The organism is Lysinibacillus sp. FSL K6-3209, from assembly GCF_037976175.1.
In the GTDB taxonomy this organism is placed as follows: Bacteria; Bacillota; Bacilli; order Bacillales_A; family Planococcaceae; genus Lysinibacillus; species Lysinibacillus sphaericus_D.
The window spans coordinates 360,710-374,878 of sequence record NZ_CP150264.1; the positions used below are offsets into that span (position 1 = coordinate 360,710).

Annotated in this window: 11 protein-coding genes and 1 pseudogene; 8 read left to right on the forward strand and 4 right to left on the reverse strand. The window is 35.4% G+C overall.

The genetic code is table 11. The annotated features are described in order from the left end of the window. The first annotated feature begins 206 nt into the window (after positions 1 to 206). Entirely contained in the window at positions 207 to 545 is a 339-nt protein-coding gene (locus MHH88_RS01900) for a zinc ribbon domain-containing protein YjdM (RefSeq protein ID WP_069512971.1), read from the forward strand. A gap of 52 nt (positions 546 to 597) precedes the next feature. Here the strand turns inward: MHH88_RS01900 and MHH88_RS01905 are convergent, their stop codons facing one another. Both MHH88_RS01905 and MHH88_RS01910 read right to left on the reverse strand, forming a co-directional pair. After that, entirely contained in the window at positions 598 to 1,104 is a 507-nt protein-coding gene (locus MHH88_RS01905; RefSeq protein WP_069512970.1) for a zf-HC2 domain-containing protein, read from the reverse strand. A gap of 95 nt (positions 1,105 to 1,199) precedes the next feature. Then, positions 1,200 to 1,841: a YfbR-like 5'-deoxynucleotidase gene (locus tag MHH88_RS01910; RefSeq protein ID WP_029747446.1), complete on the reverse strand. Its 642-nt coding sequence runs from the start codon at positions 1,839 to 1,841 to the stop codon at positions 1,200 to 1,202. 172 nt (positions 1,842 to 2,013) lie between these two features. Between MHH88_RS01910 and MHH88_RS01915 the strand changes: the two genes are divergently transcribed. Continuing rightward, complete coding sequence (locus tag MHH88_RS01915; protein ID WP_339261260.1) at positions 2,014 to 2,454, forward strand: hypothetical protein; 441 nt, start codon at positions 2,014 to 2,016, stop codon at positions 2,452 to 2,454. A 107-nt stretch (positions 2,455 to 2,561) separates the two neighbouring features. On the opposite strand, the gene MHH88_RS01920 is transcribed toward MHH88_RS01915, so the two are convergent. Further along, on the reverse strand, positions 2,562 to 5,585 hold the full coding sequence (locus MHH88_RS01920; RefSeq protein WP_339261262.1) for an ATP-binding protein: 3,024 nt from the start codon (positions 5,583 to 5,585) through the stop codon (positions 2,562 to 2,564). 303 nt (positions 5,586 to 5,888) lie between these two features. Between MHH88_RS01920 and MHH88_RS01925 the strand changes: the two genes are divergently transcribed. Continuing rightward, the gene (locus MHH88_RS01925; RefSeq protein WP_339261264.1) at positions 5,889 to 6,905 is read left to right on the forward strand and encodes a GGDEF domain-containing protein; all 1,017 of its coding nucleotides are present in this window, start codon (positions 5,889 to 5,891) and stop codon (positions 6,903 to 6,905) included. Between the two features lie 52 nt (positions 6,906 to 6,957). Here MHH88_RS01925 and MHH88_RS01930 read toward each other — a convergent pair whose 3' ends face one another. After that, positions 6,958 to 8,085 (reverse strand): response regulator, encoded by a 1,128-nt coding sequence (locus MHH88_RS01930; RefSeq protein WP_069512968.1) that lies wholly within the window; start codon positions 8,083 to 8,085, stop codon positions 6,958 to 6,960. 547 nt (positions 8,086 to 8,632) lie between these two features. On the opposite strand from MHH88_RS01930, the gene MHH88_RS01935 reads away from it, so the two are divergent. From MHH88_RS01935 to MHH88_RS01955, 5 genes and pseudogenes are all read left to right on the forward strand, one after another. Beyond that, entirely contained in the window at positions 8,633 to 9,424 is a 792-nt protein-coding gene (locus tag MHH88_RS01935) for a 3D domain-containing protein (RefSeq protein ID WP_339261266.1), read from the forward strand. A 234-nt stretch (positions 9,425 to 9,658) separates the two neighbouring features. Beyond that, positions 9,659 to 10,651 (forward strand): annotated as a pseudogene (locus MHH88_RS01940) (transposase). Between the two features lie 231 nt (positions 10,652 to 10,882). Then, positions 10,883 to 11,395 carry a superoxide dismutase family protein gene (locus MHH88_RS01945; RefSeq protein WP_339261267.1) on the forward strand — a complete coding sequence of 171 codons (513 nt, stop codon included), beginning with the start codon at positions 10,883 to 10,885 and terminating at the stop codon, positions 11,393 to 11,395. A gap of 592 nt (positions 11,396 to 11,987) precedes the next feature. Next, entirely contained in the window at positions 11,988 to 12,554 is a 567-nt protein-coding gene (locus MHH88_RS01950; RefSeq protein ID WP_339261269.1) for a superoxide dismutase family protein, read from the forward strand. A 426-nt stretch (positions 12,555 to 12,980) separates the two neighbouring features. Further along, on the forward strand, positions 12,981 to 13,976 hold the full coding sequence (locus MHH88_RS01955; protein ID WP_339261271.1) for a TAXI family TRAP transporter solute-binding subunit: 996 nt from the start codon (positions 12,981 to 12,983) through the stop codon (positions 13,974 to 13,976). Positions 13,977 to 14,169: the final 193 nt, after the last annotated feature.

Consider the following 14,169-nt stretch of genomic DNA (forward strand, 5'->3'; position numbering starts at 1 on the left):
AAGATGGTTTATGAAAAAAAGTCAATGGGCACATATTGTAAATCCAAAAGTAATGTTGGAAAAACAGCTGGATAATAAGGCATTGTTTCATATATTTTTCACAAATGCGAACAAAAAATACGAACAACCTTTGCGAAATCAGACTAAGTGTGTAAAGATAGGAGCGTAATCATTTATCTAACGAAAAATAAAGGGAGGAAACAGAGATGGCAGCATATCCAAATTGTCCGAAATGTAATTCTGAATACACATATGAGGATGGCACAAATTTTGTTTGTCCAGAATGTGCACATGAATGGAGCACTGATGCAACAGAGCAGGAGTCAGATACACTCATTGTAAAAGACGCAAATGGCAAGTTGTTAGCAGATGGTGATGCGGTAACAATTATTAAAGATTTAAAAGTAAAAGGAAGTTCTTCAACATTAAAAATTGGAACAAAGGTGAAAAGTATCCGTCTTGTTGAAGGCGATCACAATATTGATTGTAAAATTGACGGCTTCGGTGCAATGAAACTAAAATCAGAGTTCGTCAAAAAAGCTTAAAAATGAGAATGATAAATGAGCATCTTTCGTATGGAGAGATGCTTTTATCATTTCAAAGCCTACGTAAAACAATGGCAAAAGCGGCACCAAGTAGGGCAAATATGGTATGTAAAAGAGCTATATAGCTTGCACCCACTATAAGTGAACCAATATCGATAAAAGAGAAGTCCTTCATATAGAGTGGATTGCTAAAATTATTAATAATGGCCCAGACGAACACAGGTATAGAGCTTATGGCAAAGACAATCCAAATGTTTTTATAAAATAAATAAGTTAGGCAACCGAATAGACCGTATAGTATGACGAAGCTTTTATGATTGCCAAGTAAAGATGAATTAAGGGCAAACATAAAAGACAGCACGATAAAAACAAGATGAAAAAAGGTTAATGTGCTTTTCATTGATAAGTTTTGATTAGTGGATAGTTGTGTAGCGGCCAACTGCTGACATGATTTACATGTAGCTAAATGCTGTTCAATAAATTCGGTCGTATCGGCTTGGAGGCCATGTGCTTTATATAAAGGTAGTAAATCTTCTACAATTGAACATTCATGTGACAATATTTTCCCTCCTATCACTCCTATTATACGACTTTTTTTAGGAAATAAAAAAAGCCTTCCGTCGATCAATTCATCGGAAAACTTGTACATGCACGTTATTTGTTTGTGTCTAATACTTCATTTGTGAGCGCTTGTATATCAATATGTGTTTTTTCTTTTACAGCATCTTTTAATATTTCAGTTCTGAAATAACGAACTGTTGCTGGAAGAGGAATCAATAAAAGCTTCGATAGTGCCGTTTGATACATGTGGACAAATTCCATGTCGGTATTGCCGCGCTTTAATTCTGCAAAGGCTTCGTAAAATTGATCTAATTTGTCTGCAAATTCAAGTAAACGACCTTCTAGTGTTTCGTCTTTTCCTTCTTTCATGCGTTCGAAAAAGATGTCTTGAAACTCTTTAGGGATTTCGTTCATAATGAATTTTTCCATCATTTTTTCTTCCACATGTGCAAGCATTTGTTTTAGCTCTGGGCTAGCATGCTTTACGGGGGTTTTAATATCTCCGATAAATACTTCAGCGAAATCATGATTGATGGTTTTTTCATATAACGATTTCCAATTCACTGTAGCGCCATTCATTTCTTCCAGTGTTGCAAAGAACATGGCATACTGTGAGACTTTCCAAGAATGTGCAGCTACATTATGTTCTTCAAATTTGAAGCGGCCCGGGCAACGAATAATACGTTCTAAATCATTAAGACTTGTAAAAAATTGATGAATTCCTATAAGAATCACTCCTTTTTGTTTCTATAAGTGCATGTTACTATAATCCATACCCTCTTTGTTCAGATTTCAAACAATTTAACAATGATTCACGTTGCATTTACAAAGGATTCACAATTATTATGAGAGAACGCAAAGGGGAATGCTATAATGAGTAAGACTTGTTAAAGGGAGAGTATGCAATATGCTATCGATTTATACACTTCTTCTATATATACATATTTTAAGTGCAGTCCTTTCGATTGGGCCATTATTTGTTGTTTTAGTAATTGTTAAGAAAATGCGTACAGCTGCACATGTTGAAATGCCACCATATATCCAAGTATTTCAAGGTGCAATTACGATCGTTAAACACGCGGGGCATGTGCTAGTTGCCTCGGGTATTTTATTAATGTGGCGTGGAGAATATCCATGGACAACCTCGTGGGTAATCCTAACATTTCTTGTGATGGGTGGTTCGATTGTCTTTTTAGCTAGAGCCTTTAAGCCAACTATTCGCACGTTCGATACGCCCGCCTATCATCAGCAAAAATTTGCTTCATTGTTACAGCGTAAAGCATGGATATATATTGTATTATTGCTGATTATGCTATGGCTGATGGTAGCAAAACCTGTGCTTTGGTAATAAATTGTGTGAGTGACTGGCACTGCCGCGACCCTCGCTGATGCGAGGGTTTTTTGCGTCTTGTGCTTGAGCGGTTGCAAGAATTGTGTGAGTGACTGGCACTACTATTATTTGGGGATGTGGAAGGTGATGGTTGTGCCTTCATTTGGTGTGCTTTTGATTTGTAACCTTTGACCATAAATTCTATTGAGGCGGAGGTCCGTATTGCGTAGTCCAATACCTCTACTTGTTGTATTCGTATCGGATAGCAATTGTGCTAATGTCGTGGCATCGATACCAATACCGTTGTCAATTACACTGACGGTCACATAATCAGCAAGCTCTTTAATTCGAATACAGACAGTGCCGCCACCTTTTTGTTTTAATACACCATGTCGTAATGCATTTTCTACAAGCGTTTGCAATGAAATTGGAGGAATCTCAACATCAATCTGTTCATCAATATCCCAATCAATTTGTAATAGTTCGCCAAAACGTTGCTGTTCGATATAAAGGTATGAACGGACGAGTTCAAGTTCATCGCGAAGTGGTACAACGCGTTGTAAATTCCTTACATCGAAGCTTGCGTGGAGATATTTCCCGAATTGATGCATTAAGTCAATCATTCGATCTGGATCAATTGTGCTCAGTGAGGCAATTGTATTAAGCGTATTATATAAAAAATGAGGCTGTATTTGTGCCTGAAGCCAAGCGGTTTCCAAATGTAGCTGCTGATTGATACTATATTTTAAATCAATTAAAGCTCGACAACGTACTTTTAGTTCCAAAGAATTAATAGGTTTCGTTACATAATCATTGGCCCCATGCGCAAACCCAGTATACACATCTTCAGGATTATTTCGAGCAGTTAACAATAAAATTGGTAGCTCTAGTAAGGTATAATGCTGTCGAATGTTTTCAATTAAAGCATATCCAGAAATATATGGGAGCATGGCATCAATAATGACTAAATCCCATCTTTGCAAACGCAATAAATCCAGTGCCTTTTCGCTACTTGTAATGGTTGTAATGTTATATTCTGTAGCAGAAAATAAACTTCGCATCATTGTTAAATTTACAGGGTCATCATCGACCATTAAAATTTTAAACTGCTTTTCAGTAGGAGAAGCTTTTAACTGCGTGTTGTTCTCCTGTAAATGAATATCCTCTGGTCGTTCATCATTTACTTGTCCCATCTCTACCATGTCATCCGCAATGGGGATAGTAAAAAGAAAATCAGCTCCTTTATTTAGTAATGATCCTCCATGTAAATCAATTAGTTGCTTAGAAACCAATAAACTAAGATGAATTTCTTCATTATCTGCAAGCCCTTTGTCAGAAGAAAAAAGATGTTCGTGAAGACTAATATCAGAATGGTTCGTTCCAGACTCTGTCAGTTTGATATGAATTACGGCCATATTTCTTTCTATTGTTGCGCTAATTTCGATTGAACTAGTGTTGGTATTTTTAATAGAACTGTGTAGCAGATTGAAAAGAATTTGAATAAGCCGTTTTTCATCGGCTAGCACAAGAGGGAAGTCTCTTGCAATAGAAGATGTCATTTGAATTTGTTTTCCTACAGCAATAAAACGTAGCATATCAAATACACCCGAAACCACGCCTTGAATACGGACATTCTTTTTATGAAGATGTAAATTTTCATCTTTTAATCGCGTATAATCCACGATGTCATTGAGCGTAAAGGACATGCTGCGTCCTATATCAATTAAATATTTTAAATTCTGCTTGTCTTCCGTCACAAAGCAATTGTTTGGATTATCATAAATTGTTTGTCCTAAAGTAATCATTTTATTCATAGGGTCCCAAAGCTTTTGTGCATTGCTTAATAAAAACTCATCCTTCATTTCCCCATCTTTTTGTAATTTGGCAACTAGCAGATTAATCTGTTGTTGGTTTTCATAAAAGCGTTTAAACCAATAACCTGCAAAGCCCAGTGCAATCATTAAATAGTCTAATGGGTAAAACGGGATATCTAAAACAAAATACGTTTTTATAAGGCCCCAAATAATACCGTTTGTTGTGCCAATAGCTGTAAAAGCAATAAAAGCCGAACTTTCTTGAATTCCTATGTACTCTTTTAATGCTAGTACAATGACATATAAAAATGACACGACATAAAGCATAAAGAAGACCAAGTTAGCTGTGTGTAGCAATTGAATAGGCAATAGGATAATAAGCAGGGCGCCTATAGCATACAATGTTGTAAACCATCGGAAATATTTTGCTTGTTGATATTGCACTAACAAGACGCGAATAAACTGCACAAAGAAATAAGAAGCGCCAAGATAAATAAGATTGGACAGCTTTAATGACCATACATAATCCAAGTGTAACCAATCAAGTATGGAACGATCATAAGTAATAAGTTCGTCAGCTAAAGGTAAAAGAAAACCGACGGTGAACAATAATACGATTTTTTTACGATAAATAAAGAGGAAGACAAGAATGCTAAATAACGCAAATAAAATAAGCAACATAGCGATAGCTACAAGCGATAATTGTGTAATGAATTGATGGTGCATCATGGCTGAAGCAGAGCTAAAAGAAAGACGTTTATCTATAACCAAATTTGAGGGCGTATCAAAATTGGAAACATGTAAAATGACATCAATTTCAGACTGCTCTTCAGTGAAATATACAGTGTAAGGAGCTGCCTGTCCTTTATGAGTGCTGGGATTTGTAGACACCATTCCAGACTGTCCTGCAAGTTTCCCGTTAATATATAGCGCTGATGCAGTAGAGATTGCAGGAACTCGTATTGCATAACGGTGATTTGAATGGGTATTAGCACTTAATAAGATTTTTACACGATATGTACCAAAATGTTGTTTTGTTGCTGAACCCTTTTGCATAGGAATTTTACGGACAGTTTGTTCGATAGAACTGATTGTCTGATTACTGTTCGTTGTTTTTAACAATACTTCAGGATAATAAATCCATTCACCATTGATTTGATAGATCTCATCTTCCGATAAAGTTTGATGGCGCATATCTAAAATACCTGCTTGTGCAATGGGCTGATTATTAGAAGGTGTAAAATATGCAAGCCAGAGAAGTCGGAAGATCGTTAGGACGATAAAAATTATAAAAATAACTAGCAAATGTTTGACGATAGGTTTTCTCAACGCCAATATAAAGCCTCCTGTAAGTAAAATATTAGATTGTATAGTTTTACCATGCCATGAAATAAAGAAAAAGAAAATATGCATTTCGCTATAAAGAAAACTTTATGTATATAAATTGAAGATTTTCACACATTATTAGTGCTTTTTGAGTAATTATGTTTTAGGTTACAGAGGTTAAAATGATTAGTTGTTAAGTATTTTTTAAGAGGTATGACGTATGATGATGAAATAAAAACTTTTAATATGAGAATTGAACTTATTATATATAGCTTTAGCAAAATATCATCTCAATGGGAGAAATGATCTATTGTGGAGAAATTTAAGTTAAATTTATCGTTTGTCATTGTTAGTATGATAATAATTGTTGTACTCGTTACATCAAGTATCAGTATTTGGATTAGTTATAAAAGTTACAGTGAAATGCTAACACAGCCTAACCATGCTTTACAGGAAGCTTTTATAGAGGAAGTTTCTGATATAGCTGAAATTAATACACAAGAGTCATTACAAAACTCACCAACTGAAGTATTAGTAAAGGATAGGCTTGAACAGGCAGTAAATCAGTTACAAAAAGAGCGTGTTGTCTCTGTTAGTGTGTTCTTAAAGAAAATAATTCTGCCTTTATCGTTAATGGTAGCAGCCGTTTTCATGTTGGTACTGTGGTTTGTGTTGAAGATTATTCGACCTCTACAAGATATTGTTAAAATTGGACAAGAGGGCTGTGGAATTAACGATTTACAATTAGTGAATGACTGGTATGCAGAGGCGTGCGACTTGAAAGGTGTCATGTTAAAGGTAAGAGCTGATTCACAAAATAAAATTAAGGAATTAACTAACCAGTTAAAATTAGATTCCTTAACAGGTATTCCGAATCGCCGAAGCATGGATCAAGTATTAAATAATTTAATTACAGAAAAAGTGCCACATGCCATTATTTTAATAGATTTAGATGAATTTAAAAGTGTCAATGATACATATGGGCATACAGTGGGGGATGAGGTTTTAAAAGCTTTTGCAAACAAAATGAAAGAAAGTGTACAGGGTAGTTGTTTTAGATATGGTGGAGAGGAGTTTTTAATTATTTTACCTTATACAGCAATTGAAGATGCCGTTAAATTAGCTGAGGAATTGCGAGTTAAACAAGCGCAAGCGGATAATCCAAGTGGTCGTCCAGTTACCTTGTCGGCAGGCGTTACCGTTTATTCTTCCTCTATTTGTGACCCGAATCAGTTGATAGCGATTGCGGATCAGGCATTGTATGAGGCGAAACAATCAGGTAGAAACTGTATACGCGTGGTGGAGGATTTCTCCCGAATCGGTAAATAATTCTCTAAATCGACCAAAAAATGTAGCTGTCTCTTAAGAGGCAGCTACATTTTTACTCTTGTGCTATTGTTGCGTATAATTCTATAGTTTCTTGATTAGGTAAAATATCTAAGTCAGTAAATAAGACATTCTTAAAGTCTTTGTAAACTTTTACTGCATTAGCCCGATTATCCTCTTCAATATAGAGTTGAAGAAGCTCTTGGATGATTTTATCTGAATATGGGTTGTACTCGAGCATCACTAGTAAAGTACGCTCTCTTTTTTCTACATTGTTGGTTGTCTTATAATGCTCCACTAAGTAATTTAGTAAAAGCGTAATTTGGTTATGAATGAAATTCGACTTACTATGAATCCACGAGTAATCTAATGTAGCCATGTATTCTCCATGAGAATTTTGAATAAATGCTTCGGCTCTTTCTACATCTAGCTCTCCGACTTCCTCTTTGTGCTTTAACAGGTGCTCTAATTCCAAGACATCAGATTGAAAATTGTCTAGCTGTAAAATATAACAGCCGTTTACATACTGTAAAACGTTAAAGTACCCTAACGCTGAGAGAGTTGTACGTAGATAAGAAACAGTTGTATGGAGTTGCACTCTTGCCTTTTTGTATTCAGTTTCAGCCCATAATGCATCGATGATTGTATCTCTTGGTACATGGCTGTTGAGATTAGATAAAAGAAAGGCAAATAATTCTTTTGTTTTAACAGTTCGCCAATGCACGATGTTCTTATTATGTAAGACAGTGAATCCGCCTAAGCACTGTATACTAAGGGAGGGCTCATTGTGTTGAACTTGAGTAGGGAGGGCTATCTCTAATTGGAATAGTTCATGTATCCTATTTATAGTCATCTCTAGTCGAGATTTAGAAATAGGCTTTAGTAAATAGTCTAAGGAATTAATTTCAAATGCCTGCACAGCATAATCTCGATACGCTGTCACAAAAACAATACAGACATTCTTCTTCCATTCCTTTAATATTTGAGCAACTTGCAAACCGTCCATACCTGGCATTTCAACATCTAAAAAAGCGACCTGATAATCCAATGTCGGTGCCTCATCAAGCAAATCTTTAATTGTTGAAAAAGCTTTAACAACCTCTACTGAATCAAATTCTTCCAACTTTTTTTCCATGTTTAAAAGAGCTAACGGTTCATCATCTGCAATTATTACTCGAATCACAGTAGGACACCAACTTTCAAATTAGTATATGACCTAACTATTTGTATTTTAAGTATTACATATAGTATATAAATTGTAATTATTAGGTTAATAAAGATTTATTTTACATTAACGGAGTAAACGTAATTAGTATATATAGTGATATATTTGCTAAATCCTTTTTTCTACAGCAACTAGAGTAGTGTGAATCGCCAACCGGTTACCGTTAGGTTTAACTCATTAACCAAAATTCACTTTATAAAATCGAGTTCAAGGCATCTCCTTTTCTACTTTATCGGCTATAAAAACTGTATTTCCATTATATAAAATATGCAAATAGATTGTAGAGATTTGATCTTAATTTTCCATATAATTGTTTAATTGGAGAAAAAATTGATTGAAATTGTATATTTTACTGATTAAATAGTAATAATTTGTAATATCAGGTCCAAGTCCTGTGATATTTAGATGCATTCTACAATAATGTTTGCATACTTAAGAGCCTAATTCTCTAGTGTGCTAGCAACAGATTGCAGAAAATACAAAACAACTGGAGGTATTACTTATTATGAAGAAAAAGGCAATAGCATTAGCTGTAGCAATGACTCTTGGCATGGGGATGTTCGGGAGTACTACTTCTGCTAAGGGAGTATATACTGGTCAAACGAGCAACATACTTTGGGGAATCTCACCTATTTATAATTTGAGTTTAGCCGAGTTGCAACAGTTAGACGAATTTGATTCGATATGGATTAATCCTGATCAAACCTTGAGTATGGAAAAAATACTGGAGGAAGAAAAGACAGATGACAACCATCTTATTGAGGCCGGTGATACATTATTCAGTCTTGCTAAATCTTATAATGTTAAGGTGGAAGATTTAAAAGAATGGAATAACCTCACTTCTGATTTAATTTTAGTTGGTGAAACGTTAGCTGTTAAAGCTTCAGCAGCAAAGCCAAAACCAGCAAAAAGTATTGCACAAAAACCTGCAAGCAAACAAGCTTCAACAAAAGCGGCCACAACAAAACAAGCTACAACAGCTGTAAGTGCTCCAGCAAGTCAGAATGGTCAGACATATACAATGCGCGCAACAGCTTATACAGCATATTGTAAAGGTTGTTCAGGTATTACAGCAAATGGGACAGATATACGTTCAAATCCAAATTTAAAAGTGATTGCTGTTGATCCCCGCGTTATTCCACTTGGAACGAAGGTGTGGGTAGAAGGTTATGGTGAAGCGATAGCTGCTGATACTGGTGGTGCGATAAAAGGGAATAAAATTGATGTATTTATCCCTTCCGATGGACAAGCTCGTAATTGGGGTGTTCGAACAGTTACGGTAAAAATTTTAAATTAATGGAACATAGGGATTTCTCAGTGTTTTTCTGAGAAATCCCTTTATTTGTAATGAGAATAAATACCTAGTTATGAGTTGCGGGAGTATTCTGATAAATGATAAACTTATAAAAAGGGGGATGATACAGTTTAAATGAATCTATACAAATATAAGTTAATTTTATAGTTGTTGCAGTGTGATTCTCATTGTTGCAAATAAGATAGGCAAAACAGTTTAAAAGAGAGTTGCTAGAGAATGATACTGGCAAAGAAAGTTAGATTGTACCCAAGTGAATTACAAGAACAAAAGTTGTGGCCTTCAGTAGGAACAGCAAGATTTATTTATAATTGGACACTTACAAAACAAGAAGATAATTTCAAAAATGGATGTTTTAAGAAAAAAATGCCCCAATTAAAGAAAAGGGAATTGTCTTGGTTAAATGAAGTATCTAACAATTTTGCAAAACAGGCGGTTAAAGATGCTTGTGATGCGTACAAAAAATATTTCAAAGGTCAGCAAATAAACCAACATATAAAAGCATGAAGAAGGGCAAGAAGTCTTTCTACAATGATAATTGTATGTTAAAAGTAAAAGATAAAAAGATGGTACTTATTGAAAAAGCGGGGTGGGTTAGAACGTACGAGCAATCACCGCTCCGTGTTAAATACAATAACCCTAGTAGGAATAGATGTTGGAATTAAAAAATTAGCCGTTTATTCAGACGGCAACGTGTATAAAAATATAAATAAATCTTCTGTAGTTCGAAAAATTGAAAAGAGATTAAAATGACCACAAAGACAAGTAACTAGAAAATAAAAACAAAATAACAAAGGAAAGGAGTATGTCAAAACTAAGAATATCGTAAAACTTAAAAAACGGATACGACAAGTCCACAGAAGATTGACTAATATACGGAATAATTATCTTCACAAAACGACAACATGTATAGTGAAAACCAAGCCATACAGAGTTGTATTAGAAGATTTAAACGTTAAAGGCATGATGAAAAATAAGCATCTATCTAAAGCTAATTCAAAACAAAGTTACTATGAATTTAGACGACAACTTCAATATAAGTGTAAATTTAGAGAAATTGAGTTCGTAGTAGCAGATAGATTTTATCCATCAACCAAAACTTGTAGTCACTGTGGGGAGATTAAGAAAGACTTAAAACTCAAAGATCAAGTTTATAGTTGTGGCTTAGCTATTAATAGGAATTTAAATGCAAGTATTAATCTTGCTAGATAAATTAGCATAATATCACCAACAAGATAACGTTAATATGTAGGATGCGTTGTATCCGAATTTACGCCCTCGGAGAGTTATATCAAACGAAAGTAGATTGGTTACTTGTAGCGTTTGAAATCGGACTCGTTGAACAGGGAATTAAACAAGATTTATAGATATTTATAGATTTTTGGCAACGGTAATTTAATGAAATTGACAACTTTATTGATTATTTCTTTAGGTGTTTTTTTGGTGGGTTGTGGTGATAAAGATGAGAAAGCGGAACAACAATCGGTATCAGATAGCTCGGTTGCTTTAACAGCGACTGCGAAAGTTATGAGTTCGGATAATAAAAGTTTAGGAGAAGCCATATTTGAAGAGCAGGCTGATGGTGTTAAAGTAACGGTTACAGTAAGTGGTTTACCTGCTGGAAAACATGGTATGCATATACATGAAGTGGGGAAATGCGAAGGGCCGGATTTCGGTACTGCAGGAGGGCATTTCAATCCAACGCAGAAAGAGCATGGCAAGGATAATCCGCATGGTCATCATCTTGGGGATTTACCGAATTTAGAGGTAGCGGAGGACGGTACTGCAACTATGAGTGTCTTGGCTGAAGGTGTAACGTTACAAAAAGATGCTGAACACTCTTTGATGGATGGGGAAGGTACTGCGCTTGTCATTCATGAAAATGAGGACGACCATATGACAGACCCTACTGGTGAATCGGGCGGAAGAATTGCATGTGGTGTTATTCAATCATAGTAGAGAAGAAGGCTGGGACAAAACTAAAATAATTTAAGGTACAGAGGAAAGGTGTCCATAAATTTTTGCTATATGGAGACTTAGCACACTTAGCGATTCTTGCTTTTGCAATAAAAAATTAGAAGTGTTCACTAGTTGTTGGTAGCGGAGGCGGTGACTCCTGCGGCTTACGTGTGTGCCCGTGGAAAGCACCGCCGAAGCGGACAACAACGGCGCTGCAAAAAAGTGTTAGATTGACTGCCATCAATCTAACACTTTTTCTCTTTTGTCCCAGCCTCTTTGTTGTTGTAGTTTGCACCGATAACGAGGTTTAACTACTAATTGATGGAAACGCAAGTGTTGCCCCTTGCTTAAACAGTACAAAATGTAAGCAAAGGGTTTCGGCTTACTATGATTGGCCATCGACGGCATAGTAAGTATTGGATTGATTGGGGTCAATCTAATACGCTCAATATAAAGACTTCAGCCATTAATTACTGTTACAAGCAGTTTTCATGATATTACCTTTTGATGGCGTGATGAGAAAACACCAGTATGTATTGCATAACTATTGGTAGAGATGGGTACCATCAGAAATAGAGGAGGTAATAACATGAAAAAAATATCTATCTTAATTATTTCTTTGACTGTCTTTGTCGGAGGATGCAACCTTTTTGATAAGAAAGATGAAAAAGTAGCCGTTAACTCTAATGCCAAATCGTCTTTAACGGCAACTGCAAAAGTAATTGGTTCGAATAATGAGAGCTATGGGAATGCTTTTTTTGAGGAAGAAGACAATGGTGTTAAAGTAACTTTAGCATTAAGTGGTTTACCAGCAGGCACACATGGTATTCATATTCATTCAGTAGCGAAGTGTGAAGCACCCAAGTTTGAATCGGCAGGTTCGCATTTTAATCCAACAAATAAGGAGCATGGAAAATTAAATCCAAATGGCTATCATTTAGGCGATTTACCAAATTTAGAAGTTGGTGAGGATGGGACGGTAGATTTAAATTTCTTAGCTGAAGGTGTAACATTACAAAAGAATGCTGAAAATTCCTTAATGGATGGAGAAGGTACTTCATTAGTTATTCATGAAGCAGCAGACGATTATAAAACAGACCCTGCTGGTAATTCAGGTACAAGAATTGCATGTGGAGCAATCCAGTCAGGAAGTTAGTTGGCTAATTTTAACATAAAGTTGAAACACCCTACCACTACGTATATTTTGGGGGTGTTTTTTGCGTTACAGGCTGCTCACATAGACGGGCGGGGCTTATGCATCCTCCACCACTACGTTGCATATTAGATTGTGAGTTTTATCCTATTTTCCATGTAATAAAAATGAATAGCAAACAAGGAGTATAATTTTATACAATATGTATACATTTCTACACTAGTGTTTTTATAGTAATAGAGTATTTATTAGTTTATTAGAGAAAAAAGAAGGGTAAAGAACGATGTATTTTAAATGTTCATTGTTCGCATTTATGACATTTTGTATAATTATAATTATCTGAATTTACTATAAATAGGTTGACATAATTATACTAAATTTGATAATTTTAAATTGATTCTTAATTATAACCAAAGGGGGAAGGTTAATATGAAGAAAAAGCAATTTAGATTATTGATGCTATTAAGTGCCATTGCGCTACTAATTTTAGCGGCATGTGGATCTGATAGTAGTACAGGTTCGGATAAGGAAAATGGGAATGGTGATACAGCTAGCTCTGAAAAGCCAAAATTTTTAAGTTTATTAACAGGTGGAACGCAAGGTACTTACTATGCATTAGGTGGTACATTTGCTGATTTAATTACAACGGAAACAGGTATTAAAACGACAGCAGAAGTTTCTCAAGCCTCTGCAGCAAATATGACTGCCTTGCAAGAAGGTAAAGGTGAAATTGCGTTTGTGCAAACAGATATCGCTTATTACGCAACTGAAGGTAAATTTATGTTTGAAGGCAAAAAAATTGATACGATTGCGGCATTAGGTGCACTTTACCCAGAGACTGTTCAATTAGTGACAACTGAAGCTTCTGGTATTAAAACATATGCAGATTTAAAAGGGAAAAAAGTTTCCGTAGGGGCTCCGGGTTCTGGGACTTATGCCAATGCGGAACAATTACTTGAAATTCATGGATTAACAATGGATGACATTAAAGCGCAAAATCTTGATTTTGGTGAGTCTACTGATGGTCTTCAATCAGGCCAAATCGATGCGGCATTCATTACTGCTGGTACACCAACAGGAGCTGTAGAGGCATTAAATGCAACGACAAAGGTTAATATTATCGGTGTAGATGCTGGTAAAGCAGATGAGCTTATTGCCAAATATCCTTACTATGCAAAAGATACAGTAAAAGCTGGTACTTATGGTATTGCGAATGATACAGAGACTGTTTCTGTTCTTGCGATGTTAGCAGTGAATAAGGATTTACCAGAAGATGTTGTATATGCTATGACAAAAGCGATTTATAGTAATACAGGGAAAATTTCACATGCTAAAGGTGCATTTATTAAAGCTGAAACAGCTTTAGATGGTATCAGTATTGATATTCATCCAGGTGCTCAAAAATACTTTGATGAAACTAAATAGGACAACATCGCTTTACATGTTCCAAGCTATTGAAAAACTTATTATTTGCTCGTAGTTTAACAAGGTGATTTTTGGACATTGATAATGGTGTTTATATTTTCTTAAACATTAAAGGGGCTCGGATTGCGTAAAGCTTCGGGTCCCTTTTTGTTACATAAAGGTGCTAGCAATATAGCGAATAGTTTTTAAAGTG

Bases quoted from the DNA above. Each gene is read 5' to 3' on its own strand.
- MHH88_RS01935 (WP_339261266.1), top strand. From the start codon at position 8,633: ATGAAGAAAAAGGCAATAGCATTAGCTGTAGCAATGACTCTTGGCATG.
- MHH88_RS01900 (WP_069512971.1), top strand. From the start codon at position 207: ATGGCAGCATATCCAAATTGTCCGAAATGTAATTCTGAATACACATAT.
- MHH88_RS01955 (WP_339261271.1), top strand. From the start codon at position 12,981: ATGAAGAAAAAGCAATTTAGATTATTGATGCTATTAAGTGCCATTGCG.
- MHH88_RS01915 (WP_339261260.1), top strand. From the start codon at position 2,014: ATGCTATCGATTTATACACTTCTTCTATATATACATATTTTAAGTGCA.
- MHH88_RS01950 (WP_339261269.1), top strand. From the start codon at position 11,988: ATGAAAAAAATATCTATCTTAATTATTTCTTTGACTGTCTTTGTCGGA.